The following is a 24,998-nucleotide window of genomic DNA, read 5'->3' as shown; positions in this document are numbered from 1 at the left end:
AATCGTCAGCGGATGGCGCGGGTTGCCGAAAGACGGCCATAAAGTGCGATCAGGCCGCCAATTCCGCCCGCAACCGTTACCAGCCCTTCGGCCAGCTCGCCGTGCAGGCCGGCCGGCAGATCGAGGCCGGCAATGCTGAAAAGCGGCGCAAAAACCGCAATCAGCGCCCCCCAGATCGTGCGTGATTGATACCATGCCTTGGTGCTGTCCATTCTCTCATCCTTTTCGTTGTTTTTCAGGCAGTTGTCAGAGCGGGAGAAAGGCTTGCGCCGCCACTCCCAGAGGCACCGCGCGGCCGAGCTGGCGGACACGCACGGAAATGTGATCCCGCAGGACCGGGAAATCTGTGCGTTCGGCCGCGACAGGGTAGAACCAAAGGGGTTCGGAGACCTCCGCCACTCGTTTGACGGCCTCGCCTTCCAGCACCTCGACACGATATCGCTCGAAAGGCTCGTCCAGCGGGATGTCGCTCGCATCCCAGCCATCGGCCTCCATCCGGCTCCGGCGCTTCCATCGGATCAGCACGCCATCCTTTTTCCGTTCGGCGGAAAGATGCACCGGGCAAAGCGGCATCTGCGCCCGCAATCCGCCCTCGAATGCGAAAGGCCCGGCCGAAGCGCCCGCCTTTCCTGCCGCCTCGACGATCCAGTTCAGCCGCCGCCCACGCTCGCTCGCGGCAAGGCCGAGCGGCTGCACCGCCGCGTCCAGCATCACCGCCGGTGCGCCTGCGGGCGCGCCGGCAGCCAACCCATCTTCCGTGCCCGCCAGCCCGCGCAGGAGGACGGAGAGCCGCCAGCGCTTGGGCGCAATTTCTTCGGCCTTTGCGAAAGCGACGATCTCCCAGACGCCGTTTGCGGCCTTGATTGCGATGCGGTTCTCGCCGTTCAGCACCGACAGTTCGTTTGCCGAGCCGAGCCCACCGAAGGGCAGGTCGATCAGGAAGGTATTCGTCCGGTCGAAACGGCCCGGGGGGCCGGGCAAAAGCGGCATCGCCAGTGCCCCGATCATGGCCGGCTGATCGAGCACGGCGCGTTGCCGATAACCTTCCGTGCCCGAGGATGCGGAAACGACGATTGGCCGCCATGGCCTTGCGAAGGCTGCGATCCGCGCCGAACGCTCCGGCGCGACGCCATCATGGTACGGCAGGTCGAGAAACAGCACTTCCGGGGCAAAACCCTCAGCACCGCTTGCACTGCCGGCGCGCCGCTCATCCACCACGCCGGCAAAAGCCGAAACAGCTGCGGAAAAGGCGCGTGCCTCCACCTGCCGCACCGCGCCATCCTCGATCCGGCTGACCAGAAACCGGCCTGGCGGAGCCTGCGGCAAGGCGTCCTCCAGCAGACGGATGCAATCACCGGGTTCGAGGGTTATATCGGCGGGCGGCAGGGCAAAACGCACGGTGCGCCGCGCCTGACGGTTGTCTCGCAGCACCGCTTCGACGGCGGCTTGCGCCGTTTCCGCCGGCAAGGCGGCGTTGAGGTCGAGCCGCATCACCCGGCTGCCGGCATTGTCGATGCGGCGGGAACGCGCGCTCGCCTGTTCGTAGTCCAGCGTCGGATTGAACGAGGTCAGCACGGCTTCAGCGGCGAAATCGCTGTCATGACCGCGATTTTCCGACCAGAGCGGCTCGTCATCGAGATCGGCAAGCACGGAAATATCTCTGGCGGGCAAAACTGCCGTATTGCGTGAACGGAAGCGCAGGGTGCCGCCGTCCTCCGCCACATCCAGCTGAAACGCCGCCATCAGCGGCTCCAGCAGGTTGCGGGCCGAGGTCACGTCGCCCTGCACGTACCCGGTCATGTCGCCGCTGACGGCGGAGACGTCGAAAGCGGAAAAGCCGTGATCGGTGAGGATGGCGGCGATGGTATCGGCAAGCGTCGCCGTTCCAAGCCGGCCATTCAGCCAGTGGCCGGTGCGCCAGTTGCCGCCATCACTCCACACAGCGCCATTCTGCGGAAAGGCGGGAAAGGGTCGCGCATCCCAGGTCCACAGATAGACCCGGTTTTTATCCACCATCGCCGCATCGCCTTGATCCCAATGGTCGAGATGCGCTTCCAGAAACCGCCGCTGCTGGCTGTCTGCCCGGTTCCGGCGGGAGAAATAGGGAAAGGCGTTTTCCGCCGATTTCGGATCGGGAAAGACATTCGGGCGCGCAGCACTCTTGTCCACCGCCGGGCAGCCGAGTTCGGTGAACCAGATCGGCTTCGAGCCGGGCACCCATGCGGTGGGTGTCGATTTCTCCACACCCCGCACCCGGTCGTAATGGAGGTTTTCCCACCAGTTCCCGATGTCCTTGTAGCGAAAGACCCATGGCTTTTTGCTCAGCCCGTCGGTGATGGGCGTGCGTCGCCGCGCTGCGCGGTCGGCATCGCTGGCATAATACCAGTCGAAACCCTCACCCGCCGTGATGGCGCGGCGGAAGGCGCTGGCATCATCAGCACCGGCCATGCCATCCGGATTGCCGTTTGCGACGTCCTCGTCGCGCCAGTCGGAGAGCGGCATGTAGTTGTCGATGCCGATGGCGTCGATATCATGGCTCGCCCAGAGCGGATCGAGATGGAAAAACACATCACCCGAGCCATCCGCCGGCTGATGGCCGAAATATTCGCTCCAGTCCGCCGCATAGGTCAGCTTTACCGCCGGTCCCATGATGGCGCGTACATCACCCGCCAGCCGCACCAGTTCCTCGACAAAGGGGAAGGCATCGTTCTCATCGCGCAGGCGCGTCAGACCACGCAGCTCGGAGCCGATCAGGAAAGCATCCACCCCGCCCGCCTTGGCTGTCAGGGCCGCATAATGCAGCACCATGCGGTGGTAACCCTCTTCGCGGTGGCAAAACCGCTCAACCTCCCTGCGCGCCGCAGCATTGCGGTCGGGAGAGCCGAGCCTGCCGGGTGCCGGAAAACAGGTGATGCGCCCGCGCCAGCCATAAGCGTCCTGTTCGCCCTTGCCATAGGGATCCGGCAGACCATTGCCGGCGGGCACATCCATCATCACAAAGGGATAAAGGCAAACCTTCAATCCACGAGACTTGAGGTCGGCTATCGCCTGCAGCACGCTTTCATCATCAGGCGTGCCGCCATAGGCCGGGCCGCCGCCATGATGGCTGACCGGATGCGCCTCACCGCGCGGAAGGCCGGCAACCGACCATGGCGCCGTTTCGCCATCGCGGGCCGCCACTTCCACGCCGGGCAGAATGCGGCATTTACCCGCCCGCATATCCGTGCCGAACCAGCTCACCACCAGCGCCACGCTTTGCAGATTGGGGCAAAGCGCCTGCAATTCGTCGATGGCCGCCTGCCAGTCCGTGGCTGCGGTCAAGCCGTTGCGGTTCATGATGCGGCTTTGCCCCATGCCGGTGCGCTCGGAAACCGGCACCGTTGCGTAACCATGTTCGGTTGCCCCAGGAATGACGGTGATGGCGCGGATCGATTTTTCCAGCCGGCCAACCGGCCGCACCACCTCGAACTGTATCAGCGGAATACGATTGCCATAGCCGTCGAGCGGCAGGCGCTCGAACACCACATAGGCCAGCCCGCGAAAGGCCGGGGCGTTGCCGCTCCCCTGTTTTGCCTCGATCAGCGGATCGGGCAATTGCGTTTCGCTGCCGGGATAAAAGCGCATCTCGATGCCGGTAAGATCAACTTCGCGTCCATCGGCCCAGATGCGCCGCACCATGGCCGCCTCGCCTTCGCAAAGGCCAATGGCGAGATTGGCGAAATAACGATAGGTCTCAACCTTCGGGCCGCGATTGCCCTTGCTGCCGCGCCGCTCCACCTCGATGCTTTCTTCAAACCGCGTCGCCCAGATCAGCGTGCCGCCGATCCTCGCCGTGCCGTAAAGCCGGTTGACCGCCGCCCCTTCGTCCGCGCCCGGAATACGCGCCGTCGAAAGCCGTGCGCCCGAGACGGTTCGCCCGCTGGACAGCAATGCGCGGTCGACGGCATTGCCCGCCAGTGCACCCGCTGCCTGGCCAATGATGGCGCCCACGGGGCCGAAAATGCCGCCGAGCGCCGCACCCGCCGCCTGAAAAACTATGGTCGCCATGGTCGCCTCGATACGGTTCAGAGATCGGGAAAACGGAAAGTGCCGGCGATGCGCCGTTTCCAGCCCGGCACCAGCGCGGAACACACCACCGCCGCCTGTTCATAGGCATGGATGAAATGCTGAGGCCCGGCGAGGATGCCGAGATGTTTCGCCGGCGCATCGGCCCGCCAGCGAAACAGCAGCAGGTCGCCCGGCTGCGCCTGTTCCATGCCCGGCAGCGGAAGAAAGTGGCGCTTTGCCGCGCCCATCAGCCGGTCTTCACCGGCGCGCTCGGCCCAATCGGGCGCATAGGGCGGCAGCAATTCCGGCTCCGCGCCGTAAAGTTCACGCCAGATGCCACGGACGAGGCCCAAGCAATCGCAGCCGACACCCTTTAACGAGGCCTGATGCCGGTAGGGCGTGCCGATCCAGCCCTGCGCCACCGCCAGCACTTTTCCTCCGGTGTCATTCATGGAAACAGTGCCGTTCCATCATGGGTCTGGCCGCCGCTCGCGTAAGAATAGGCGAAATCCGCCCCCGGCAGGTGCGGAAAGCCCCTGAAATTCAGATGATTGGCGAATTTTGCCCTGCACGTGCCGAAACTCTTGTCGCAGCCGGCGGTGATGGAAAAGCCGTCTCCCGGCAATGGCATCCGTTCCGGCGAAAGCCAGAAGGACAGAAGCGTACCGCCGTCGCGCCGCGCGTGGACGTCGAGATCAAAACCTTTGCCGGCGAGTGTACCGCTTTTAAACCGCAACTTTCCCCGACTGAAAAAACCGTCAGTGAAAGCGTCAAGCCCGAAGACCAGCAGATTGTCCGCCGCATCCACCGCCGCCACGCTGCCATTGCCGGTAAACCGCGAAAGATCGACGCCGCAGCGCCGGTCACCAAGTGCGGCATCGCAACCCCGCCCATAAACCCGGCCCTGCGGCTGGCCGAGGCGATGGGCAAGGCTGCGCAGTTCGGCGCGAAACGCCCCGCCGGCCCGCGTCACTTCGCCGATTTCGCGGATGGACAGCAGCACATGCTCATCCGGCACCTGCCAGTTGACGAGAAAAAGCTCCACTCTCGCGCCATCGAAACGGCCTGTGGCGAGATCATCTTCCGAAATCGCCTCGCTGGAAAAACCGCCGGCCACCTCGCCGGTGCTCGCGCCCAGCCCGGTTTCGCTGTCGCTGTCGCTCGCCCCGAAACCGCTGGCGGCCAGATAGGCCGTTCCGGCAAAGGAGAGCGTCTCATCGTGGTCGGTAAAGCCGATCACGACGCCATCCTTCAGCGTCACCTTCCAGCAATGGCAGGTGGTGGTGGCATCGCCCAGCAGATGCGTGGCAAGGGCGGGAGGAACGGTCTTCATGGCAGGATTTCCATCAATGGAATGGAGGGAATGCGGCCCGCCTCGAAGGCGGTGAGATTGACGTCGATGCGATCGATCGCAAAGCGCACCGGGACGTCGAATTCGAAACCAGCACGGATCGCCGCACCGGCGGATGGAAGCTTGCCGGCGCGAAACGTCACCGTGCCGGTTACATGATCCACCGACACATCTGATGGCGGGACACGCACGCCCTCGACCGAAACGAAGACAGACCCTTCGACCGGCTTTTCCACCCGCCTGATGAAGGCGCCGCCGGCATCGGCATAGGTTTTCACCAGCTGAAACTGCGCCGTTGCGCCGTCACCGGTGCCGATCCTCTGATCTGTGGCGGCGGGTGTCCCGCCTGGCGGGCAGGATTTGCAATCGACGGGATCACGAAAGCGGAAACCATAAAGCTCACCGCGCCGCGCCTCAAAAAAGGCGAGCACCTCGTAAAGATCGGCCACCGAACGGATGCCGGACCCGGCGTCATAAGCGCGCCGCGCATTCTTCCAGCGCTGGTTGCGGCTCTCCCGGCCATTGGAAAGATTGACGATATCGGTCCGCCGCACCGGCCCACCGCTCACACCGAGCGCCAGCCTCAGCGGAAACCGCACTTCATGAAATGCCGCCATGTCGTTGTTCCACGAATCTTTTTGCTGTGTTGAAAGGTCGATGGTCACAAACCGCGCTGGCCGCGCCCGACGCTCCGCGCCAGCATGGCGGCGATCTGGCCTTCGCTTTTTCTAAAACTCACCGCATCGGTGGCCGTCACGTTGAAGACGATCTGCGCACCGCCACCGCCCGCCGGAGCCGCCACACCCAGCGCGCCGTCCGAGCCACGCTTCAGCGGCAGGATCGCCTCCGCTCCCGCCTCACCCATCAGGCCGAGCCCACCGCCCATCGGAAAAAAGGCAGGGCTGGACACCACGCCGCCATCGGCAAAAGGCGTGATGCTGCGCCCCGGCACCCCGCCATCGGCAAAGGCAAACAAGGAGCCGCCACCGTTCAAAAGCCCGCCAACGGCATTGCCGATCAAATTCTCCAGCGGCTTCAAACCGGCCGAAAGCGCCATGCCGGACAGGCGTTCGCCGAGCCCGCGCAACACATCATCCAGCCCCTTGCCACCCATCGTTGCCGCCTGCAGGGCGCTGGTCAAAGCCGCCCCGAACCGCTCGGAGCGCTTTTCTAGATCGCCCATCACATCCGCAAGCGCCTCAGCCTCCTCGCGGTTCTCCGCAATCGATCCTTCGCCTGCCATCGCGCTTGCCTTTCTGATTCAACTGGGGAATGCATGCTGCTGAAACAGCTTTCAAAAAGCAGCTATTCAGCCAAAGCTCTTTAAAAACCCGGCTTGTTGGGTTATGGTTTTCATGGTCACGGTTCTGCGACAGCATGGCATGCGTTTTGTCATCTATACGGCCGATCACGAGCCGCCGCATGCGCATGTCTACGGAGAGGGTGAAGCCCGCATCGACCTCGTCAGCCTCACCGTTCTCACGCAGGGCGGCATGTCGGACCGGGATGTACGACGTGCCGTTACAGTGATCGAGGAGAACCGGATGCTGTTTATGCAAACCTGGAGACGATATCATGGTTGACGTCAGCGATGCCGAACTTGCCGCCGCCAAGGAGCGCTGGCAGCAGGAACGTGTGGAACGCCCTATTCCGGTCTCCGTGCGTTTCGAAGCGGCATCCGCCCGCGTCATCGTCGATTTTACCAATGGCGCCTGCTTCATGTTTCCGGCCCGGGCACTGGAAGGCCTGCAGGATGCCAACATGCAACAGCTGGCTGAAGTCGAGCTTCTCGGCGAGACCGGCCTGCATTGGGAAAGCCTCGATGTCGATTACACAATCAGTGGACTGATGAACGGCATTTTCGGCAGCCGTATATTCATGGAAGCCCAACGCAAGGGCGGCCAATCCCGCTCGCCGGCGAAGGCAGCGGCCAGCCGTGCCAATGGTGCAAAGGGTGGCCGTCCGCGAAAAATACCTTGATACCGTCACCCGTCCGGAAACAGCCGCATCATCGCCTCCATCGCCTGACGATCGGGGCTGCGGGAGATGGCACGCGCGCCCCCCGTCATCGCGAAGAACTCCCTCGGCGTCAGCCGCCAGAAGGTTTCGGAGGAAAGCCGCAGCAGGCAGAAGCCGGCATGGATGACCGCCTCCCAAGGGAAAGGGCGCGGTCTCGCTTCGCCTGCTGCGGCGCCAAGGGTCCGGCTGTGTTTCTCCTTTCGGGCCGCCGAAGGTGGCGGCCAGAAGATCGGCGACCATCGCGGCATGGCCTGCAATGCCACCCTCGGCGGTCGCCATCGCCACGTCCTCATCGGAAAACGTGTTGCCGGCGCCACGCAGGCCCGCACCGATGACCCGGATCATGTCGGCGGCCTTCATGCGCCCGGTCGCGAAGCGTTCAGCGAGTGCGGTGAGATCATCGGCCTGAAAGGCGGTTTCGAGTTCGGCCAGCGCCCCGAGCGTCAGGCAAAGAATGCGCCTTTCGCCGTCGATCAGCGCCTCGATCTCGCCGCGATGGCGGTTCGCCCGCCCATAACGTAAACCCTGCGGCATCACAGCGCTCCGAATGTGAGAGAACCGGCAGATTCCAGCGCGATCTCGAATTGCACCTCGCCATCATGGCGGCCGGAATATTCAAGCGCGACGATCTGGAACGGTCCGGTTACGGTACCAAAATCGGGGATGACGATCTGCCAGCCCGGAATGGCGCCTGTGAAAAATACACTGCGTACCAGCGCGTCACTCCCTCCGTCCTTGAAGATGCCGGAGGCCGTCAGCGACGCCCGCTGCACGCCGGCGCCGCCCAGAAGCTCTCGCCAGCGCCCGGCGCTTTCGCCATCGGTTATGTCCACGGCCTGCGCGTTGAAGGCCAGCCGCTTTGTTCTCAGTCCTGCCACGGTCACATAGGAACCGGCATTGTTGATCTTCAGCAGCAGGTCCTTGCCCTTCTGCGCCACCATGGGTGTTCTCCTTATAGTTTGGATTGATGTTGCCGGGTCGCAATCGGCCTGATACCAATTATTTCCTCCGCATCTCGCACCCGCGATTTTCATCATGTCCGAAGCCGCCCCCTTCCCGTCCCGCGCGCGCCTTATCGGCGTGCTTGCGGTTGGGCAGATCATCAGCTGGGGCAGCGGGTTCGACATGCTGGCCGTGCTCGGCCCACGGATTGGGCGCGATCTCGCCATCGCCAACGAGGCGGTTTTCGCCGGCCTCACCGTGATGATGACAATCAGCGCGCTCTGCGGCCCGCTTCTGGGAAGAACGCTGGTGCGCCACGGCGCGGCACCCGTGCTCGTGGCGGGTTCATTGCTGTTTGCCGCCGGTTTTGCCGTGCTCGCCTTTGCGGGCGGTGTGGCGAGCTATCTGCTCGGCTGGGCCGTGATCGGTTTTGCCGCCACCTGTGGTTTGACGACGGCGGCCCATGCCGCGGTGGTGGAGCGTGTCGGTGCAGAAAGCGGCCGGTTGCTGACGCTGCTGATGCTGTTTACCGGGCTTTCGGCAGCGGTTTTCCTGCCGGTCACCGCGCTTGCCGACCAGCATCTCGGCTGGCGCGGCACGCTTGTCGCCTATGCCTGTCTACAGCTCCTGGTGCTTCTGCCTCTCTACGTCTTCGTTCTTCCCGGGCGGCCGGCCCGCACGGCCACGGGTTCGCGGGAGGTGGCCGGGGCTTTGCCCCCGCCCGTCGATACACGCCGCGCCTTCGTGCTTCTGGCCGCGATGACAACGATCAGCGCGTTTACGACCTTTGGCCTGTCACCGCTCCTGCCATTGCTGCTGGTGCAGGCGGGGGCAACGCAATCGCTGGCCGTGCAGCTGGCATCAGCGCGCAGCGTGCTTGCGATCACCGCGCGCGGACTGGATTTCCTGCTTGGCAAACACGGCAACCCGTTCGTCACCGCCATGATCGGCTTCTGTCTGCTGCTCCTGTCGCTCATGCTGTTGCTGGCCTTTGCGCCGGCCATGCCGGCTTTCATCGGCTTCATCGTATTCTTCGGTTTTGGCGCAGGCGTACTCACCGTCAGCCGGGCCGTGTTGCCGCTGGCGGTGTTCTCGCCGGAAGAATACGGCCTTCAGGCCGCGCGTATCTCCCTGCCGCAAAACCTTGCCATCGCCTTTGCGCCTGTTATCTTCACGCTGGCGCTGGATCGCGGCGGGGTCTCGGCCATGCTGACCATCGCCTCCGTGCTTATCGGCATTTCCTTTGTGCTGCTGGTCGTACTTTGGAAAACCATGCGCCGGCAGGCTTCCTGAAACGGCGCTATTCCGTTACCGCCCGGAAACGCATGTCCGCGACGAAGTTCCGCGACTTCGGTTCGCGCCGCGAGCGGCAGGAGCGCAGTTGCAGGTTGACCAGCGAGACATTGGCGAGCGGAAGGGCGGCATCATCGAGCAGGGTTTTCACCCTTTCAGCGATTTCGCCCGCCTGTTTACGGCCGGTGGCGTCGCTGCAGATTTCCAGCGACAGGAAATGTTCCTCGGCTTTTTCCGTCGCGGTGGAATAATCCCGGCTTTCAAGTTCGCCGATGACGATGCAGGGCATAAGCGCGCGCGGCAAAAGCCGGTCGACGATGCCGCCCGATGTCAGCGCCATGAGCACCGCATCGCCCGTCAACCTTGCAAAAACCGCCTTCAGAAGTGCGTTTGCGGCGCTCACGGGCTTTCCTCCTCGCAGCGGCAGACGATGAAGCGGCGGGTCTCGTCCGGGTCCATCACCGTGCGGATGCCCAAAATGCGCCGGCCCTTGCGAAAGCGCATGCCAGCCGCGATATCGCTGCGCCAGGCCAGCCAGACACGATAGGTGATCGTCACGCCCTCGGCCGAGGCCCGCTCATGGGACGCCTCCGAAACCGGTTCGATCGCCGCCCAGAGCGAGCGCAGGACATCCCAGCTTTCCAGCGCCCCGCCCTGCCCGTCCGGCGTCTCTATTCGCATTTCCAGCTCCAGCCGCGCCGTCAGCTTGCCGGGATCGAGAAAAACGAGGTTCATGGCTCAAAGCCCCATGCGGCAGAAGGGCGACACCAGCCGCTCGTAACCGGCCGGAACCGCTGCCGGCTGATTTTCCAGGGCGACGGCGCCGCGAAAGGCAAACATCTGGGCCACATGCATCAGCATTGCGCGTTTCAGCGTATCCGGCACATCCGTACCGGCCTCGCCGTAGCCGGCGATGAAATCGATCTCGATACCGTTCATCACCCGTCCGGCGGCCGGCGGGTCGCGCAGCCACAGCCTTGCCGGACGGGCTGCGCCATCCAGCAATTTATCAGCGGCGGTGATATTGATCTCGCGCCCGTCGCTGCCAAAAACCAGAATCGTTTCGATGGTTTGCACCGGTCCCTTGCCAATCAGAATCACACCCGTCTGCGGCCATCGGTCGAGATAAAGCTGCCATGTCTGGCGCAGCAGGCAAAGGCCGGTCACCCGCTCCAGATGCTCGCGGGCAGTGCGGATGAGCGCGGCAAGAAGCACGTCTTCGTCGCCGCTATCGAGGCGCAGATGCGCCTTGACCTCGGAAAGCGTCAACGGCTCCGCCTGCGGCGGATGAATGAGGGCATAGGTCATGGGGTCTCCGGGATGACGCAATTGCGGGCTGGATGAGCGAGCGGGTGCAACAAGTTTCTTCTCCCCATGGGGGAGAAGTCCGCGGCAGCGGGATGAGGGGGCAAGGGTAATGGTATCCGGCAACGTTGCCCCCTCATCCGGCCCTTTGGGCCACCTTCTCCCCCACGGGGAGAAGAAACGAGCGGCACCGTCGAGGGTCAATTCACCCCGAATTTCACCAGCTTGATCGCCTCGAAATTCTGTACGCCGCCGCCCACGCGCTTGGTGGTGTAGAACAGCACATAGGGTTTGGCCGAATAGGGATCGCGCAGGATGCGCACACCGGTACGATCGACGACGAGATAACCGGAGCGGAAATCGCCAAAGGCGATGGCGAAGCTGTTGGCCGCGACATTCGGCATGTCTTCCGCCTCCGTCACCGGAAAGCCCATCAGCGATGCGGGCTGGCCGGCGGCGGCGGGCGGATGCCACAGGTAAGCGCCGGTCGTATCCTTGAAGCGGCGCAGCGTCGATTGCGTCTTGCGGTTCATCAGGAACGCGCCGTTCTGGCGGTGGCCGGCCTTCAGGCCATAGATGGCATCGAGCAGCACATCCATCGGCCCTGCGGAAGCGAAACCGGCCGAAACACCGGTTGCGACATAACCGATATTGCCCCAACTCCAGCTGTCATTGGCAACGGATGTATAGGAGAGAAAACCCTTCGGTTTGTTGACACCGTCCCCGGCAATGAAAGCGGCCGCCTCCTGTTCGGCAAAGGCGATATCCACTTCCGAGGCGATCCACGCCTCGACATCGACAGCCGCGTCATCCAGCAGCCCCTGGGTCGCGGCCGGCATGGCATAAAGTTCCATGGTCGGGAAAGAAAGCTCCGATAACTTGGGTGTCGCCGTTTCAGGACGGGCCGCGGTTTCGGAGACCCAGCCGGTGGCCAGTCCGCCAGCGGCGAAGGGTTTCTTCAGCACGGCCGTGGACACCTGCCGCACGGTGGCGAGCGCCCGGATCGGTGAAATCGCCGTCATGCGCCGGCCAATCTCGCCATCCGTCTCAGTCGGCACCAGAAAGCCGCCATCGGCGCCGCTCGATCCGGCAAAGGCCTTGGCCTCCAGATCGCGCAGCGCGCCCTCCTCGCCCCGGCGAATATAGGCCTCGAAGGCCGCCTTATGCTCTTCGGCATCGTGCGATAGCGCATCCTTCCGTCCGAGAGCGGGCCGCGCCTTCTTGAGCGCCAGATCGTCCATGATCCTCCTGTTATCGTCGAGCGCCCTGTCGATACGGTCGAGCTTGTCGCGGGTCACGATATCCGCACCCATCTTGCGTTCGATGTCATTGAGCCGCTGGTCGTTGGTTTCGCGGAAAGCCTCGAAGGCCTCCATGAACTCGTCGAAGGCCGCCGTCATCGTGTCAGGCACGGCCTTTACCTGCGGCGCAACGGTCATTGCGGCCGGTTTCGTCATCTGGTCTGTCATGTCGCTATCCTTGTTTCGAAAATGCGTGTCGGGAAGTCAGCGTTTGAAGGCGGTGTCGAACAGCGAGCGGGCGGCGCGACGCATGGTGCGCGCCAGTTCGGTCTCGCGGTCACGGAAGAAGCGGGCATGTTTGACGTCGGACACCCGCGCCGACGGCAGCATCGGAAAGGTCACGACCGAGATTTCCCATAGATCGGCTTCCAGGATTCGCCGCACACCGGAGCGTTCGGCCTTGCCCGAGCGAACGGTGCGGAAACCGATCGACAGCCCGTCCAGCGCGCCGGTCTTCATCAACGAATGCACCTCGTAGGAGCGGGCGACGCCGGGGGCCAGAACGCCCTCGACATAAAGCCCGCGCTCGTCCTCGCGGATGGTGCGCCAGGCGCCGATCGGCTCGGCCGGATCGTGCTGGTAGAGCATGCGGATGCCGGCCGCTCCCCGTTCCTCGATGGAGCGGCGGAAAGCGCCGCGCTCGATCACGTCGCGGCCGAGATCTACCTCGCCGAAGACGCTGGCATAACCGGAAAACGTGCCGTCGCCGGCGATGCCGCGCAGTTCCAGACTGGCGAATTTGCGCGTGGCGGGACGTGGCCCGCGATAGGCGTGCATGGGAAACTCCTGCGATGTGAAAATGAAGCCGCCTTGCGGCGCGGATTCAGCTGCGCGGGCGTGTGCCGTAGTGGCTGGCCACGCGCACCATCACGCCCAGCCCCCACCAGGCCATCATGCTGGCGGCGGCGGAGCCCGCCACCATGATTTCCCGGCCGGAAAGCGCGCCGGCAATGTCGAGCTGCTGTACGATCCACAGGCCGATCGGCCCGCCGAAGATCATGCCGCAGGACACCCCGGTAATGAAACGGCTCGCCGCTTCGCGTTTGCTTTTCGGCAGCAGATAGACGAGCGACACGCCGGCACCCGCGACGGCGCCGGTGATGCGGGCGGCCCAGATGCCGGCCTCATTGGCGAATTCAGACATGGGTAATCATTCCGGTTTAGGATGTTGCAATCGGGCGAACGCACCGCGTCGCCCGCAGGCGCTGTTTGCGCGCCTGCGATGGGTGATTTCACGAATCTTCGGAGAAGCTTGGGCGGAACACCTCACAAAAAGAATCCGCCACTTCAGAAAATGGTTCAGCAGAAACAGACGGCTGCGAGATCGCGGTTTCCCCGCTCAGTAACCGACGGCTTCGCGTTTTTCCCCGTCGCTCAGAAACGAGGCCGCACCGATACGGCTCCAGAGCGCATCCCGCTCGCCGGCAAGCCCGGCGATCTTGTCGAGGTCCGGTTCCAGACGCAGCCCCGCGCCGAAGACCGGCGTGAGCCAGCCGCACAGCCTTGCCGCCGTGCGGTTGACGAGCGGCAGTACGGTGAGGCGATAAAAGGCGCGGTTCGCCTCCTGGTAATTGGCATAGGTGTTGTCGCCGGGAATGCCGATCAGCATCGGCGGCACGCCAAGCGCCAGCGCGATATCGCGGGCGGCTCCGTTGCGCGCTTCCAGAAAATCCATGTCACGCGGTGAAAGGCCCATGGCCTTCCAGTCCAGCCCGCCTTCCAGAAGCAGCGGGCGGCCGGCATTCATCGCACCCTGATACCCTTCTTCCAGTTCGCGCTTCAGCCGTTCATATTGCTCGGTGGACAGATTGCCGCCTTCCTTCGGCTGATAGACCAGCGCACCGGAAGGCCGGGCGGAATTGTCCAGCAGGCGCTTGTTCCACTGACTTGCGGCATTGTGCAGATCAAGCGCGGCGCCTGCGGAGGCCAGCGGCGCAAAACCCGCCCGGTCATCCAGCGGATGGAAAAGTTTCAGATGCAGCAGGCCCAGCCCGTCGCGCTCGGCGGCGATGCGCCGCGACGCGCGACCTTCGGCGCGATAATCATAAGCCACCGGCCAGCCATCCGCTCCCTCGACGATACTGACCCGATCCGGCCGCAGCAGATGCAATTCCCGCAAACGCCCGCCGACCGTCAGCGGTTCGACATAGGCGTTTCCCGCCAGCATCAGGTGGCCATAAAGCGCCTCGAAAAAATCCGGCCCGCCCATATGGGCGCCCGGCTTCGTCAGGAGCGCCAGCAACGGATGATCGGCGATTTCCTCGCCGCCATCATAAAGCAGCCAGTTCACCGATGCAGCCGCTTCTGCCACCATGCGGGCGGCCCGGTGCGCCACGGGATTCTTCATGAAGCCTTCGCGGGCAAGCGCGGCATAAGAACGGCCCGACCAGAAGGCCTGTCCGCCCTGCGTCGCCACCGCCATGAAGCCGCCCGCCGTCATTTTGCTTTCGGGCACGGCTCTGCCATCCGCCGGGCGCAGCCACGGCAGGGAAAACGGAAATCGCATGGAATTGTCCTTGTTTTGATGGCGTGCGGCGGCGTGGCCTGCGGCTGCGTGGCCTGCGGCGGCGCCCGTGTGGGGTTTTCACCGACGGGGTAGACCCTGAAATTTCTGACGGCGTCCTGAAAGCTCTTTCGTCATGCTCGGGCCTGTCCCGAGCATCTGCAACGTCTCGATTTTATTGGACCTGATCAGATCCTTGGGACAAGCCCAAGGATGACGTCGCGCGTGAGGCACCCTGTCCGCACAGCGGCAATATCTCGCGCCGACTTCCGCGAAACGGGACGTTTACCGGATCGGCGCCTTCACCGCCGTGTCGCTATTGAAATCAGCAGCGACACGGGTTTCGCGCAGCGGCTTCACCGTGCGGGTCGAAAGATCATAGGCGGGGTCGGCCTTGTAGGCCGCCAGCGCCGCCTCGTTTTCAAACTCGCCGTAAACGATGAAATCGACCGAGTTGCCCCATTGGTCTTTCTTCACGTTCTCGCCGATTTCGAGCGTCAGCGCATGCGGGATCGCGGTGAGGCCGGAAAGCCCCTTGCGCACGGCGTCGCGGTTTTCCTCGGGAACGGTGAAAAAAACGATATGGCGGATCACGGTGTCACCTGTCATGCAGAATTCGAAGGCGGCCTTCTCGGCGCGCATAAGGGGTTATCACCTGACCCGCGCCGGTTCAATCCGCGCCGCGACAAGGGCGCGATGAAATGCGCGTGCGTGGCCAGCCCCAAGCCGCGCCCGGTCGCTGCCATTGATGATGGCGCGTGCGCCCTCCCAGTCCTCCCGCTGCGCGCCGAAGAAATCGGCAAGTCGGCGACCGGTGAAGCTGCCGGCGATCGCCTTGCGGCATCCGGCAAGTATCGTCCTGGTCCCGGCAAGTTGCGCGGCACGCAGGCGGCCACCAAAGATCGAAACCCGCACCGACGCGAAGAATCGCGCCTCGTCATAGGCCATAGCCGGCTCCTGAAAATGATGGGCGATATGACACCCGGTTTTTCCACATGACGGCCGTCAGGACTAAATCGATTTGAAAAAACCTTAATCGATTTTAATCCGCAGGCCGCGGTTTTGGGGTAAAAAATTCCTTGAATTCCGGAACCTTGGCGCGCTAACTCCATTCACCGCGCAATCCAGCAGCGTTAACAATTCAAGGAGGAATGCCACCATGACAGCGACAATCCCCCAGACCGTTTATGACCGTCTTGAAAACGAGTGGCGCCAGATGCGCGAAACCGGCTCGCAGCCGAAACCGGCGCAATCTCCGAAGAAATAAGACTTGTTAGGCGCCCGAATATGGGCGGATACGGCGCTAAAAATTTCTTCTCCCCGACGGGGAGAAGATGGCCCGAAGGGTCAGATGAGGGGGCCAGCTCTCCGCATATCTCTACCGTAGCCCCCTCATCCGGCGCTACGCGCCACCTTCTCCCCCTCGGGGAGAAGAAACAAGCGGTGATCACTCGCGCGAATACCAACCCGCTCTCATTCGCGGGGCTAGAAATCGCCCACCTCACATCCCGCGCACCCTCGGCTCATTCACTACCATCGTCGTCAGCGCCGTTATCGCCCAGACGAGTGCATCCAGCCTGTCGGGCGAACGACCGGATGACAGGCCATCCGGCCCGAAATCCGTCATCTGGTCTTCCAGCTTCTCGAACCGAGCAGCGTGGCGCACCCTGCCCTGCTCATAAAGGGCGGCTACCGGCTCGGCTCGGGTGAATTTTCCTCGGCTGGCCCGCACCAAAGTCAGAGGCAGGTTCGCGTCGACGCTCTGCAGCATCGCACGGACCATTTCTCCACCCTGATTGACCTCGGCCACCACCCGGTCAGCCTCGTGGCGGCGGAAGGCGGCGACAACGGCGCGCGCCCAGCCAGCCGGCGTTTCGCCTTCCACCGAACAATCCGCAAGCACCACCAGTTTGCCTGATATGCCAAGCCCCGTAACGACGATGCCGCAGCAGGAATTTTCACCCGCACCGGCAGGCGGATCGACCGCCACCACGATCCGCGAAAGCGGCTCATGCGCCGCCTCGATAATCGCGTCCAGATCGGTGCGCTTCCACAGCGCGCCTTCGCGCTCGTCGATCAGTTCGCCGCCGATTTCCTGACGTCCCAGCCGTGTGCCGCCGTAACGGTCCTGCATGGCCTGCATGAAACCGGGAGACAGGTTCTGCGCATTCATGGCGGTCGGCATCCGCGCAACCCGGGTGGAAGGATCGGCCAGCAGCGCCTTCAAGAGTGGAATGGGCCGTGGCGTCGTCGTCACCAGTTGCCGCGGTGCATCGCCCAATCGCAGACCGAATTGCAGCATGTCCCAGGTTTCCTGCGGATATTTCCATTTTCCCAACTCATCCGCCCAGGCCATGTGGAATTGCGGGCCGCGCAGGCTTTCGGGGTCTTCCGAGGAAAATACCTGCGCCATCGCACCGTTCGGCCACAGGAGCCTGCGGCGCGACACCTCGAAAGCAGGACGGCGGCGGCGGGCGATACGGCAGATGCCGGAAATGCCGTCGATCATCACCTCGCGGGCGTCACCCAGCGTTTCCGCAACCAGCGCAATGCGTAAATCCGATTGTCTGCCAGCGGAAGCAACGCCGTGCACCCACTCGGCACCGGCTCGCGTCTTGCCGGAACCGCGCCCGCCGATCAAAAGCCATGTCCGCCAGTCGCCCTCCGGCGGCTGCTGCGGCAGGTTGCCGATGAAACGCCAGTCGCGCAAAAAGGCAAAGACCTGCTCCTGCGGGCGGGGATCGGATGAAGGCTGCTTCATGTATCAGCCTCCGCCAATGCGCCGGCGGCGACACCGGCCTCCAGCCTCGCACGGCATTTCTGTTCAGCCAGTTCGTCGATGCGTTTGAGGAGATGCGCCACTGCGGCCTCGTAGTCTTCGGTATCGGTTTCGTCCTCAGCGGCAAGCGCTTCCCTCTCTTCCGCCAGCACCCGTTGCAGGGCGTCGATCCGCTCCAGCGTGCGCACGATCAGCGAAAGCTGGTCCGTCGCGGCCTTCACATCGGCGCGGGCCTGTTTGCCGGGAGCGTCATCCGCAGCCCCCAACAGGGCCGCCTCGCTCTCCTGCCGCAGGGTGCGGTACAGATGAAACTGATCACGCATCTCTTCCGTCATCTCGTTCAGCATCTGCCTTAGCTCGCCGTTACGCGCCGCATCCTCGGCAGCCAGCTTGTCGGCCCGCGACTTTGTCTCAGGCGCGGTATCCGGCATGTCGTCACCGACATAGGCAGGCCGTTCCGGCCACGCGCTGTAAAGCACCGGGTCGCAAGTGTCAGAATTCGTCATGGGATCGGCCTGCCGGATCAATAATAGTGCTTGCGAAGAGGCTACACTGGGCGAATACCACGCCCAACACTTCGACGTCATCCTCGGGCCTGTCCCGAGGATCTGCAACGTCTTGATTTTGTTTACGTGTTTAGATCCTTGGGACAAGCCCAAGGATGACGCCGAATATGCAAAGAGGCTCGTCATCAAACCCGAAGGCAACCCTTCGAACCGGCCTCTGCCGTCAGCCGCAAATCTCCGACCGTAGCCAAACACTACCAAACCACCGTCACGCTGTAAAGGATTATTTTCCTATTTTGATGATTTTTATCCTGCCAACAGGATTTGCACCCTCGCCCGCCGCATATTACACTCCGCGCTAGGCAGTGAGCAGAAGGAACAGGGCAAGTTGGTGAAACAATGGGTTGGGCGGTTGTTTGCGGGTCTTTCGGCAACCGGCATCGTCTTCGGCACGGTCCTGTTCTGCGCTTCACTCACACCGTCGCTTCTGCCGCGCACATGGCTGATGCAGGGGGTTCTCTGCGGGTTTTCCTTTGCCATCGGTTATTTGATCGGTGTCGCCATGCACGCCGTCTGGGCCTATCTGGAATTGCCCGAACCCTCGCGACACAACGCGCGCGGCATTCGTTTTCTTATCGCGCTTGCCGCAGCCATCACGGCCATTGCGTTTTTGTGGCAGGCGAAGGACTGGCAGAATTCCATTCGCGTGCTGATGGAACTCGACCCGCTGCCCAGCGCCCATCCCACCAAGACCGGCGGTATCGCTGTACTGGTCGCCGCCATCCTGATTGGCGCCGGTCGGCTTTTCCAGCTTATCCGCCGGTTCTTTGCCGCGCGCAGCCGTCATTTCCTGCCGCGCCGGCTGGCCAATGTGCTTGGCATCGCTGCCGCCATCGTGCTGTCATGGATGCTGCTCAATGGCCTTATCTTCGATATCGGCCTGAAATTTGCCGATTCCTCGCTGAAACAGGTGGATTCGCTAATCGAGCCTGACGTGCCGCGGCCTTCCGACGCGCTTAAAACCGGCAGCAGCGCTTCGCTGATGACATGGGAATCGCTTGGCCGTCGTGGGCGCGAATTCGTGGCCGGCGGGCCGAAGGCGCAGGAAATCACCGCCTTCACCCATCGTCCGGCCAGCGAACCGCTGAGGGTCTATGCGGGGCTGAATTCGGCCTCTACCCCCGAAGAGCGCGCCGCCCTTGCGCTGGAGGAACTGAAGCGGGTCGGCGGTTTCGAGCGCAAGGTCCTGCTGGTGGTCATTCCCACCGGCACCGGCTGGATCGATCCGGAAGCGCTCGATACGGTCGAATATCTGCATGATGGCAATGTCGCGAGCGTGGCTGTGCAATATTCCTATCTGTCCAGCTGGATAGCGCTTCTGACCGAACCGGATTACGGCGTGGAAACGGCGCGCGCACTGTTCCAGGCGGTCTACGGCTACTGGACGACCTTGCCGAAAGAGACGCGGCCGAAGCTTTACCTGCATGGCTTGAGCCTCGGTTCGCTCAATTCGCAGAAATCCTCCGATCTCTATGATGTGCTCTCCGATCCGTTCCAGGGTGCGCTGTGGAGCGGCCCGCCCTTTTCCAGCCCCACATGGCGCATGGCCACCAATGGCCGGGTTGCGGGCACGCCGGAATGGCTGCCGCGTTTCCGCGACTCCTCCGTCATCCGTTTTGCCAACCAATATACCACCGCCCATATGCCCGATGCGACCTGGGGGCCGATGCGGATCGTCTATCTGCAATATGCGAGCGACCCGATCACCTTCTTCGAAACCGCTTCGCTTTACCGGCGTCCAGAGTGGATGGCACATCACGGGCCGGATGTTTCCACATCCTTCCGCTGGTTCCCGGTGGTGACGCTGCTGCAGCTCGGTCTCGATGTCGCCGCCACCACCGCGCCGATCGGTTACGGCCATGTCTATGCGCCGGAACATTATATCGATGCATGGACAGAGGTGACGGAGCCGCAGGGCTGGAATGCCGAGGAGATCCAGCGGCTGAAAATGTTCTTCAAGGCCCGCCGCGGCTCCACCGATCCGGCGTGAGCGCGACGGGCCGCGTCGTTTGCCGGCATCAGCCCTTCAGCACATCCAAATGGTCGGCAACATAGGTTTCCAGCGAACGCGGTGCGTGGCCGGTCAGGGTCTCGACATCACCGGTCACCACCGCTGTCCAGCCTTCGCGCACGGGATAAAAGATCGAGGCGAGGAAAGAGGCGTAATCCTTCGGTACACCCGCACCGGTGAGGATGCCGATGAAGACCTCGTCCGAAACGGCAGCATAAGAAACCGGCTTGCCGATCGCCTGCGAAATCACCGCGGCGGCCTCGCCGTAACCGAAGGCCTTCGGCCCGGTCAGGTTGAAAGCCTTGCCATTAAAGGCGTCAGAGTTCAGCGCTGCGGCGGCACTGTCGGCGATATCGCGCACGTCGATAAAGCTCGACTTGCCCTCGCCGGCCGGCACGGCAATCTCACCGTGTTCAATGCCGGCCTTCCAGTAGCTGTGGAAATTATCGGCAAACCAGTTGGGGCGCAGGATGACGTATGGCGTACCGGAAGCGATGATCTTCAGTTCGATCTGGCGATAGGGAATGGAATCGTCGGCATCGACGCCAAGGACGCTGAGGAACACGATCTTTACCTTGCGCCGCGCGGCCTCCTCGACAACAGGCGTCAGCGCGTCGATGGCATCCAGACGCCCGCCCGCCAGGATCAGGAACAGCCGATCCACGCCGTCAAATGCATCGGCGTAGGTCGCCCGGTCGGTATAATCGAAGCGCACCCCTTGCGCGCCATCCGCCGCCTTGCCGCTGCGCGAGGCAGCCTTGACGCTTTCGCCCTTTACCACGAGTGCCTTGACCAGCGGCGTGCCAATGGTGCCGGTGGAACCGATTACGAGTATCTTGCCTGTCATCTCAAATATCCTTAGTATCTAATGGAAACCATGTTTCGAAAATACAGGTACTGCGTTTTCGAAATCATGAAAAGAGAGCACTTTTCGGTTATCTGGTTTCCTTTCGGAAACCGGCATGACCTTGAAACAACAGGGTGAAATCGATGGCGAATGTCTATGATGTTTATGAGGACCGCTGCCCGACGCGCATGGTATTGGACAGGATCGCCGACAAATGGGCGCTGTTGATCCTCGACAAGCTGCGGCGGGACCCCGTGCGCTTCAACCTGCTGCGACGCGAGATCAAGGGCATTTCGCAGAAGGTCCTGTCGCAGACGCTGAAGAAGCTCGAGCGTGACGGGCTGATTTCACGGCAGGCCTTTCCGACCGTGCCGGTAACGGTCGAATATTCACTGACGCCGCTGGGGCGGACACTGACCGACACGGTGGCCGCGCTCGCGCATTGGGCGGAAGGCAATATTGATGCGGTGATGGCGGCGCAGCGGGCTTATGATGAGAAGGTTGCGGCTTAGATGGCCTTCGCCCTCGCGTAGCGACAAAAGCGTGGGAGAGACAAGCGCCTTCGCCGCTTCGTTTTGTAGAACATTGCTGCCGTCATACCGGCCTTGAGCCGGTATCCAGCCAGCCCAAGTCCTTGGGCTGAAAAGACTCTATTCGCCGCGCAGACGCGCTGCTGCTGGATGCCGGATCAAGTCCGGTATGACGGAAGTGGGTTTCGCGTACCTTACACTTCCCAAAACATCCCTACCGAGAAATCCGCGTCGACAGAATGATCGACGACAGCGTGCGCTCCACCCCTTCAAGCGCGCCGATGCGATCTATCAACCGGTCGAGATCGAGGATCGAAGGGGCGGCCAGAATGGCAATCAGGTCAAATGTGCCGCTCACCGAATGCAGCGTCGTCACCTCCTTGATGGCGGCAAGCGCCGCCGTCACGCCGGGCAGTGCCTTGGGTGCGATAGTGATCAGCACATGCGCGCGCACCAGCCCGGAAAGATAGCTTTCCGAAAGCCTGAGGCCATAACCGGCAATCACGCCGTCGGCCTCCAGCCGCTCGATGCGGGCCTGCACGGTGGTGCGGGAAAGGCCGAGTTTGCGCGCCAGTTCCGCCACCGGCATGCGGGCATTTTCGGAAAGCAGGGCAAGCAGCGCCCGGTCCCTGTCGGCGATCGTCATAGTGATCAATCCTGTCGTCTAATTGTTCAATAATATACCGCCATCTGCACATAGTGAAGCTGCGAATCGTCAATAAAAGCTGGCATTCTGTCTTTGAGGCGCATTCGTTGCGCAAAGACATGCGAATTTACTGCGGGGAACAAAAACATGAAAAACATTGTCGTCATCGGCGCGGGCAATATCGGCTCAGCCATCGCCTGGATGCTGGCCGCCACGGGCGATTATCGCATCACGGTTGCCGACCGCTCGGCCGACCAGCTGGCCAACGTGCCTGACCATGAGCGGGTCGATACCGAAATCGTCGACATCGCCGATCGCCCGGCGCTGGAAGCACTGCTGAAGGGCAAATTCGCCGTGCTATCCGCCGCTCCCTTTCACCTGACGGCGGGTATTGCGGAGGCAGCCGTCGCCGTCGGCACGCATTATCTCGATCTTACCGAAGACGTGGAATCCACCCGCAAGGTCAAGGCCTTGGCGGAAACGGCTGAGACCGCGCTCATTCCGCAATGCGGCCTCGCGCCCGGCTTCATTTCCATTGTCGCCGCCGATCTCGCCGCCCGTTTCGACAAGCTGGACAGCGTGCGCATGCGTGTCGGCGCGCTGCCGCAATATCCGTCCAACGCGCTCAACTACAACCTCACCTGGAGCACGGACGGGCTGATCAACGAATATATCGAGCCCTGCGAAGCGATCGTCGAAGGCCGCCTCACCGCCGTTCCGGCGCTGGAAGAGCGCGAAGAGTTTTCGCTCGACGGCGTTACCTACGAGGCCTTCAATACCTCGGGCGGCCTCGGCACCTTGTGCGCCACGCTGGAAGGCAAGGTGCGGACGATGAATTACCGCACCATTCGTTACCCCGGCCATGTAGCGATCATGAAGGCGCTTTTGAACGACCTCAACCTGCGCAACCGCCGCGACGTGCTGAAGGACCTGTTCGAAAACGCCCTGCCCGGCACCATGCAGGACGTCGTCATCGTCTTCGTCACCGTCTGCGGCACCCGCAATGGCCGCTTCCTGCAGGAAACCTATGCCAACAAGGTCTATGCCGGCCCGGTTTCCGGCCGGATGATGAGCGCCATCCAGATCACCACCGCCGCCGGCATCTGCACGGTTCTCGACCTGCTGGCCGAAGGCGCCCTGCCGCAGAAGGGTTTCGTGCGGCAGGAAGAAGTGGCGCTGCCGAAATTCCTCGAAAACCGGTTCGGCCGGTATTATGGCTCGCATGAGCCGCTGGCCCGGGTGGGGTGAAGAGCTAATATTTTATAGGGCGCAGCGTTGCTGCTGGGTTTCTTCTCCCCGCCGGGGAGAAGGCGAAGGAGGCGCCCGCTCGCTCCAACGCTGCGGATCGACCTTTACTCACGTCCCGCAAAATGTCCTGAACACCCGCTCATGGCTCATCGGCGGCTGCATGTAGACAAAATTGTCCGGCCGCTCCTCGAAGGGCGTCGCAATTGCCGTCAGCATGGCGTGGAACGGCTCGAAATCATCCTCTTCCACCGCCGCTTCGATCAGTTCCTCGATCCGGTGGTTGCGCGGGATGACGGCCGGATTGACCGATAGCATTGCCCGTGACCTTTCGGCATCGGAAATATCTTCGCGGTCGGCGCGTTTCCGCCAGCGGGCGAGAAATTCATCCGCCCCGGCAATATCGATGAACATGCCGCGAAATGGTTCGGCATCGCCATTCGCCGCATGGGAAAGTCGCCGGAAGGTCAGCGTGTAATCCGCCTCCGATGCCTGCATCAGCGAAAGAAGCGCCTGCACGAGATCGAGATCGCCTTCCTCTTCCAGCGTCAGGCCGAGTTTTTCGCGCATGCCGGCCAGCCAGCGCTTGGGAAAGGCGGCGGCGAAATCGGCCAGCACGGCGTTGGCGCGTTCGGCGGCCTTCTCCACCTGCGGGTCAAGCAGCGGCAACAGGCATTCCGCCAGCCTGGCGATGTTCCATTGGGCGATGCCAGGCTGGTTGTTGAAGGCGTAACGGCCCTGTGCATCAATGGAAGAGAAGACCTTGTTGGGGTGGTATTCATCGAGGAAGGCGCAGGGGCCGAAATCGATCGTCTCGCCAGAAACGGCCATATTGTCGGTGTTCATCACGCCATGGATAAAGCCCACCATCATCCAGCGGGCGATAAGGTCGCATTGCCTTTCAGCGATGCCGTGCAACAAAGCGAGGTAAGGATTATCGGCGGTTTTCGCCTCGGGATAATGGCGATCGATCACGTAGTCGGCGAGGCTCCTGATTGCCTCGTCATCCTCCCGCGCGGCGAAGAACTGGAAGGTGCCGACACGGATATGGCTTGCCGCGACGCGGGTGAAAACGCCGCCCGGCAGCCCCACTTCACGCTGCACCCTTTCGCCGCTGAGAACGGCCGCCAAGGCCCGCGTGGCGGGAATGCCAAGCGCATACATCGCTTCCGAGACGATATATTCACGCAGCACCGGTCCGAGGGCGGCACGCCCGTCTCCCCTGCGTGAAAACGGCGTCGGGCCGGAGCCCTTCAGCTGGATATCCCGCCTTTTGCCATACTCGTCGATCACTTCGCCGAGAAGAATGGCGCGGCCATCACCAAGCTGCGGCACGAAGCCACCGAACTGGTGGCCGGCATAGGCCATGGCCAGCGGCTCGGCCCCCTGCGGCACCACATTGCCGGAAAAGATCGCCGCCAGCCTTTCGTCGTCGAGACCGGAAACATCCAGAAGGAGTTCGTCTGCCAGCCGGCGATTGAAGGCGATGAGGCGCGGCGCCTTCACCGGCGTCGGCAGCACGGCGGCGCTGAACCGTTCCGGCAGGCGGGCATAGGAATTGTCGAATCTGATCACGGGTAAACTCCCTGCTTTTGCCTTTATATGGGGCCGGA

Annotated in this window: 29 protein-coding genes and 1 pseudogene; 6 read left to right on the top strand and 24 right to left on the bottom strand. The window is 62.8% G+C overall.

The window, feature by feature from the left end; translation table 11 throughout:
* Window positions 1-5: 5 nt before the first annotated feature.
* The 6 genes from CFBP6623_RS03400 to CFBP6623_RS03375 are packed head-to-tail and all read right to left on the bottom strand — an operon-like array spanning window position 6 to window position 6,641.
* Window positions 6-212, bottom strand: coding sequence for a hypothetical protein (locus CFBP6623_RS03400; RefSeq protein WP_046798673.1), 207 nt, complete (start codon window positions 210-212; stop codon window positions 6-8).
* Window positions 213-246: 34 nt separating this feature from the next.
* On the bottom strand, window positions 247-4,047 hold the full coding sequence (locus CFBP6623_RS03395; protein ID WP_080842198.1) for a baseplate multidomain protein megatron: 3,801 nt from the start codon (window positions 4,045-4,047) through the stop codon (window positions 247-249).
* Window positions 4,048-4,064: 17 nt separating this feature from the next.
* Window positions 4,065-4,499 carry an NlpC/P60 family protein gene (locus CFBP6623_RS03390; protein WP_046798671.1) on the bottom strand — a complete coding sequence of 145 codons (435 nt, stop codon included), beginning with the start codon at window positions 4,497-4,499 and terminating at the stop codon, window positions 4,065-4,067.
* Window positions 4,496-5,380: a DUF2163 domain-containing protein gene (locus tag CFBP6623_RS03385; RefSeq protein WP_046798670.1), complete on the bottom strand. Its 885-nt coding sequence runs from the start codon at window positions 5,378-5,380 to the stop codon at window positions 4,496-4,498. Before CFBP6623_RS03385 ends, CFBP6623_RS03390 begins: the two co-directional genes overlap by 4 nt.
* Complete coding sequence (locus tag CFBP6623_RS03380) at window positions 5,377-6,015, bottom strand: TIGR02217 family protein (protein ID WP_046798669.1); 639 nt, start codon at window positions 6,013-6,015, stop codon at window positions 5,377-5,379. Before CFBP6623_RS03380 ends, CFBP6623_RS03385 begins: the two co-directional genes overlap by 4 nt.
* 44 nt (window positions 6,016-6,059) lie before the next feature.
* Complete coding sequence (locus tag CFBP6623_RS03375) at window positions 6,060-6,641, bottom strand: phage tail tape measure protein (protein WP_046798668.1); 582 nt, start codon at window positions 6,639-6,641, stop codon at window positions 6,060-6,062.
* A 112-nt stretch (window positions 6,642-6,753) separates the two neighbouring features.
* On the opposite strand from CFBP6623_RS03375, the gene CFBP6623_RS03370 reads away from it, so the two are divergent.
* Both CFBP6623_RS03370 and CFBP6623_RS03365 read left to right on the top strand, forming a co-directional pair.
* Window positions 6,754-6,981: a DUF4160 domain-containing protein gene (locus CFBP6623_RS03370; protein ID WP_046798948.1), complete on the top strand. Its 228-nt coding sequence runs from the start codon at window positions 6,754-6,756 to the stop codon at window positions 6,979-6,981.
* On the top strand, window positions 6,974-7,378 hold the full coding sequence (locus CFBP6623_RS03365) for a DUF2442 domain-containing protein (RefSeq protein WP_046798667.1): 405 nt from the start codon (window positions 6,974-6,976) through the stop codon (window positions 7,376-7,378). Before CFBP6623_RS03370 ends, CFBP6623_RS03365 begins: the two co-directional genes overlap by 8 nt.
* Before the next feature lie 5 nt (window positions 7,379-7,383).
* On the opposite strand, the gene CFBP6623_RS27060 is transcribed toward CFBP6623_RS03365, so the two are convergent.
* The 3 genes and pseudogenes from CFBP6623_RS27060 to CFBP6623_RS03350 all read right to left on the bottom strand — a co-directional run bounded on the left by CFBP6623_RS27060 (window position 7,384) and on the right by CFBP6623_RS03350 (window position 8,358).
* Window positions 7,384-7,542 (bottom strand): rcc01693 family protein, encoded by a 159-nt coding sequence (locus CFBP6623_RS27060; RefSeq protein ID WP_232370431.1) that lies wholly within the window; start codon window positions 7,540-7,542, stop codon window positions 7,384-7,386.
* A 52-nt stretch (window positions 7,543-7,594) separates the two neighbouring features.
* Window positions 7,595-7,951 (bottom strand): annotated as a pseudogene (locus CFBP6623_RS03355) (gene transfer agent family protein); the annotation flags it as partial.
* Window positions 7,951-8,358 (bottom strand): phage major tail protein, TP901-1 family, encoded by a 408-nt coding sequence (locus tag CFBP6623_RS03350; RefSeq protein ID WP_046798664.1) that lies wholly within the window; start codon window positions 8,356-8,358, stop codon window positions 7,951-7,953. The pseudogene CFBP6623_RS03355 and the gene CFBP6623_RS03350, both read right to left, overlap by 1 nt.
* A 94-nt stretch (window positions 8,359-8,452) precedes the next feature.
* Here CFBP6623_RS03350 and CFBP6623_RS03345 point away from each other — a divergent pair, with 94 nt between their 5' ends.
* Entirely contained in the window at window positions 8,453-9,652 is a 1,200-nt protein-coding gene (locus tag CFBP6623_RS03345) for an MFS transporter (protein ID WP_046798663.1), read from the top strand.
* Window positions 9,653-9,659: 7 nt separating this feature from the next.
* On the opposite strand, the gene CFBP6623_RS03340 is transcribed toward CFBP6623_RS03345, so the two are convergent.
* The 12 genes from CFBP6623_RS03340 to CFBP6623_RS27250 all read right to left on the bottom strand — a co-directional run bounded on the left by CFBP6623_RS03340 (window position 9,660) and on the right by CFBP6623_RS27250 (window position 18,519).
* On the bottom strand, window positions 9,660-10,055 hold the full coding sequence (locus CFBP6623_RS03340; protein WP_062653682.1) for a DUF3168 domain-containing protein: 396 nt from the start codon (window positions 10,053-10,055) through the stop codon (window positions 9,660-9,662).
* Complete coding sequence (locus CFBP6623_RS03335) at window positions 10,052-10,387, bottom strand: phage head closure protein (RefSeq protein WP_046798661.1); 336 nt, start codon at window positions 10,385-10,387, stop codon at window positions 10,052-10,054. Before CFBP6623_RS03335 ends, CFBP6623_RS03340 begins: the two co-directional genes overlap by 4 nt.
* Before the next feature lie 3 nt (window positions 10,388-10,390).
* A complete protein-coding gene (locus tag CFBP6623_RS03330) occupies window positions 10,391-10,960 on the bottom strand; it encodes a head-tail connector protein (RefSeq protein ID WP_046798660.1) in 570 nt (189 codons plus the stop codon).
* Window positions 10,961-11,157: 197 nt separating this feature from the next.
* Entirely contained in the window at window positions 11,158-12,426 is a 1,269-nt protein-coding gene (locus tag CFBP6623_RS03325; protein WP_046798659.1) for a phage major capsid protein, read from the bottom strand.
* Window positions 12,427-12,462: 36 nt separating this feature from the next.
* Window positions 12,463-13,035, bottom strand: a complete 573-nt coding sequence (locus tag CFBP6623_RS03320; RefSeq protein ID WP_046798658.1) for an HK97 family phage prohead protease — start codon at window positions 13,033-13,035, stop codon at window positions 12,463-12,465.
* 46 nt (window positions 13,036-13,081) lie between these two features.
* Window positions 13,082-13,402, bottom strand: a complete 321-nt coding sequence (locus CFBP6623_RS03315) for a DUF6107 family protein (RefSeq protein ID WP_046798657.1) — start codon at window positions 13,400-13,402, stop codon at window positions 13,082-13,084.
* A gap of 195 nt (window positions 13,403-13,597) precedes the next feature.
* Entirely contained in the window at window positions 13,598-14,764 is a 1,167-nt protein-coding gene (locus tag CFBP6623_RS03310) for a phage portal protein (RefSeq protein WP_080842200.1), read from the bottom strand.
* Window positions 14,765-15,046: 282 nt separating this feature from the next.
* The gene (locus CFBP6623_RS03305; protein WP_046798947.1) at window positions 15,047-15,355 is read right to left on the bottom strand and encodes a Dabb family protein; all 309 of its coding nucleotides are present in this window, start codon (window positions 15,353-15,355) and stop codon (window positions 15,047-15,049) included.
* A gap of 57 nt (window positions 15,356-15,412) precedes the next feature.
* Window positions 15,413-15,709 (bottom strand): hypothetical protein, encoded by a 297-nt coding sequence (locus CFBP6623_RS03300; protein ID WP_080842201.1) that lies wholly within the window; start codon window positions 15,707-15,709, stop codon window positions 15,413-15,415.
* A 553-nt stretch (window positions 15,710-16,262) separates the two neighbouring features.
* Window positions 16,263-17,522: a DNA-packaging protein gene (locus tag CFBP6623_RS03295; RefSeq protein WP_167379158.1), complete on the bottom strand. Its 1,260-nt coding sequence runs from the start codon at window positions 17,520-17,522 to the stop codon at window positions 16,263-16,265.
* Window positions 17,519-18,046, bottom strand: a complete 528-nt coding sequence (locus CFBP6623_RS03290; RefSeq protein ID WP_080842688.1) for a hypothetical protein — start codon at window positions 18,044-18,046, stop codon at window positions 17,519-17,521. The genes CFBP6623_RS03295 and CFBP6623_RS03290 overlap by 4 nt, the downstream gene beginning before the upstream one ends.
* Window positions 18,047-18,300: 254 nt before the next feature.
* Window positions 18,301-18,519 carry a hypothetical protein gene (locus CFBP6623_RS27250; protein ID WP_137002495.1) on the bottom strand — a complete coding sequence of 73 codons (219 nt, stop codon included), beginning with the start codon at window positions 18,517-18,519 and terminating at the stop codon, window positions 18,301-18,303.
* Between CFBP6623_RS27250 and CFBP6623_RS03275 the strand changes: the two genes are divergently transcribed.
* Window positions 18,459-20,096, top strand: coding sequence for an alpha/beta hydrolase (locus CFBP6623_RS03275; protein WP_167379160.1), 1,638 nt, complete (start codon window positions 18,459-18,461; stop codon window positions 20,094-20,096). The genes CFBP6623_RS27250 and CFBP6623_RS03275 overlap by 61 nt on opposite strands.
* 28 nt (window positions 20,097-20,124) lie before the next feature.
* Here the strand turns inward: CFBP6623_RS03275 and CFBP6623_RS03270 are convergent, their stop codons facing one another.
* Window positions 20,125-20,964: an SDR family oxidoreductase gene (locus tag CFBP6623_RS03270; RefSeq protein WP_080842203.1), complete on the bottom strand. Its 840-nt coding sequence runs from the start codon at window positions 20,962-20,964 to the stop codon at window positions 20,125-20,127.
* Window positions 20,965-21,107: 143 nt separating this feature from the next.
* Here CFBP6623_RS03270 and CFBP6623_RS03265 point away from each other — a divergent pair, with 143 nt between their 5' ends.
* Window positions 21,108-21,476 (top strand): winged helix-turn-helix transcriptional regulator, encoded by a 369-nt coding sequence (locus CFBP6623_RS03265; protein WP_046798651.1) that lies wholly within the window; start codon window positions 21,108-21,110, stop codon window positions 21,474-21,476.
* A 232-nt stretch (window positions 21,477-21,708) separates the two neighbouring features.
* Here the strand turns inward: CFBP6623_RS03265 and CFBP6623_RS03260 are convergent, their stop codons facing one another.
* Window positions 21,709-22,140, bottom strand: coding sequence for an Lrp/AsnC family transcriptional regulator (locus CFBP6623_RS03260; RefSeq protein WP_080842204.1), 432 nt, complete (start codon window positions 22,138-22,140; stop codon window positions 21,709-21,711).
* 147 nt (window positions 22,141-22,287) lie between these two features.
* Between CFBP6623_RS03260 and CFBP6623_RS03255 the strand changes: the two genes are divergently transcribed.
* Entirely contained in the window at window positions 22,288-23,388 is a 1,101-nt protein-coding gene (locus CFBP6623_RS03255; RefSeq protein ID WP_080842205.1) for a saccharopine dehydrogenase family protein, read from the top strand.
* Between the two features lie 108 nt (window positions 23,389-23,496).
* Here the strand turns inward: CFBP6623_RS03255 and CFBP6623_RS03250 are convergent, their stop codons facing one another.
* The gene (locus CFBP6623_RS03250; RefSeq protein ID WP_046798945.1) at window positions 23,497-24,957 is read right to left on the bottom strand and encodes a protein adenylyltransferase SelO; all 1,461 of its coding nucleotides are present in this window, start codon (window positions 24,955-24,957) and stop codon (window positions 23,497-23,499) included.
* Window positions 24,958-24,998: the final 41 nt, after the last annotated feature.

The organism is Agrobacterium tumefaciens, from assembly GCF_005221385.1.
GTDB classification, from domain to species: Bacteria; Pseudomonadota; Alphaproteobacteria; order Rhizobiales; family Rhizobiaceae; genus Agrobacterium; species Agrobacterium tomkonis.
The sequence above is the reverse complement of the archived record's forward strand: the minus strand, read 5'-3'. Positions and strand labels throughout refer to the sequence as shown.

Excerpts from the sequence above, each read along its gene's own strand:
- CFBP6623_RS03310 (WP_080842200.1), bottom strand. The coding sequence starts at position 14,764 with ATGCGATTTCCGTTTTCCCTGCCGTGGCTGCGCCCGGCGGATGGCAGA.
- CFBP6623_RS03325 (WP_046798659.1), bottom strand. The coding sequence starts at position 12,426 with ATGACAGACCAGATGACGAAACCGGCCGCAATGACCGTTGCGCCGCAG.
- CFBP6623_RS03265 (WP_046798651.1), top strand. The coding sequence starts at position 21,108 with ATGGCGAATGTCTATGATGTTTATGAGGACCGCTGCCCGACGCGCATG.
- CFBP6623_RS03400 (WP_046798673.1), bottom strand. The coding sequence starts at position 212 with ATGGACAGCACCAAGGCATGGTATCAATCACGCACGATCTGGGGGGCG.
- CFBP6623_RS03295 (WP_167379158.1), bottom strand. The coding sequence starts at position 17,522 with ATGAAGCAGCCTTCATCCGATCCCCGCCCGCAGGAGCAGGTCTTTGCC.
- CFBP6623_RS03370 (WP_046798948.1), top strand. The coding sequence starts at position 6,754 with ATGGTCACGGTTCTGCGACAGCATGGCATGCGTTTTGTCATCTATACG.
- CFBP6623_RS03290 (WP_080842688.1), bottom strand. The coding sequence starts at position 18,046 with ATGACGAATTCTGACACTTGCGACCCGGTGCTTTACAGCGCGTGGCCG.
- CFBP6623_RS03365 (WP_046798667.1), top strand. The coding sequence starts at position 6,974 with ATGGTTGACGTCAGCGATGCCGAACTTGCCGCCGCCAAGGAGCGCTGG.
- CFBP6623_RS03300 (WP_080842201.1), bottom strand. The coding sequence starts at position 15,709 with ATGGCCTATGACGAGGCGCGATTCTTCGCGTCGGTGCGGGTTTCGATC.
- CFBP6623_RS03385 (WP_046798670.1), bottom strand. The coding sequence starts at position 5,380 with ATGAAGACCGTTCCTCCCGCCCTTGCCACGCATCTGCTGGGCGATGCC.
- CFBP6623_RS03350 (WP_046798664.1), bottom strand. The coding sequence starts at position 8,358 with ATGGTGGCGCAGAAGGGCAAGGACCTGCTGCTGAAGATCAACAATGCC.
- CFBP6623_RS03380 (WP_046798669.1), bottom strand. The coding sequence starts at position 6,015 with ATGGCGGCATTTCATGAAGTGCGGTTTCCGCTGAGGCTGGCGCTCGGT.
- CFBP6623_RS03270 (WP_080842203.1), bottom strand. The coding sequence starts at position 20,964 with ATGACAGGCAAGATACTCGTAATCGGTTCCACCGGCACCATTGGCACG.
- CFBP6623_RS03395 (WP_080842198.1), bottom strand. The coding sequence starts at position 4,047 with ATGGCGACCATAGTTTTTCAGGCGGCGGGTGCGGCGCTCGGCGGCATT.
- CFBP6623_RS03320 (WP_046798658.1), bottom strand. The coding sequence starts at position 13,035 with ATGCACGCCTATCGCGGGCCACGTCCCGCCACGCGCAAATTCGCCAGT.
- CFBP6623_RS03255 (WP_080842205.1), top strand. The coding sequence starts at position 22,288 with ATGAAAAACATTGTCGTCATCGGCGCGGGCAATATCGGCTCAGCCATC.
- CFBP6623_RS03260 (WP_080842204.1), bottom strand. The coding sequence starts at position 22,140 with ATGACGATCGCCGACAGGGACCGGGCGCTGCTTGCCCTGCTTTCCGAA.
- CFBP6623_RS03315 (WP_046798657.1), bottom strand. The coding sequence starts at position 13,402 with ATGTCTGAATTCGCCAATGAGGCCGGCATCTGGGCCGCCCGCATCACC.
- CFBP6623_RS03335 (WP_046798661.1), bottom strand. The coding sequence starts at position 10,387 with ATGAACCTCGTTTTTCTCGATCCCGGCAAGCTGACGGCGCGGCTGGAG.
- CFBP6623_RS03330 (WP_046798660.1), bottom strand. The coding sequence starts at position 10,960 with ATGACCTATGCCCTCATTCATCCGCCGCAGGCGGAGCCGTTGACGCTT.
- CFBP6623_RS03345 (WP_046798663.1), top strand. The coding sequence starts at position 8,453 with ATGTCCGAAGCCGCCCCCTTCCCGTCCCGCGCGCGCCTTATCGGCGTG.
- CFBP6623_RS03375 (WP_046798668.1), bottom strand. The coding sequence starts at position 6,641 with ATGGCAGGCGAAGGATCGATTGCGGAGAACCGCGAGGAGGCTGAGGCG.
- CFBP6623_RS03390 (WP_046798671.1), bottom strand. The coding sequence starts at position 4,499 with ATGAATGACACCGGAGGAAAAGTGCTGGCGGTGGCGCAGGGCTGGATC.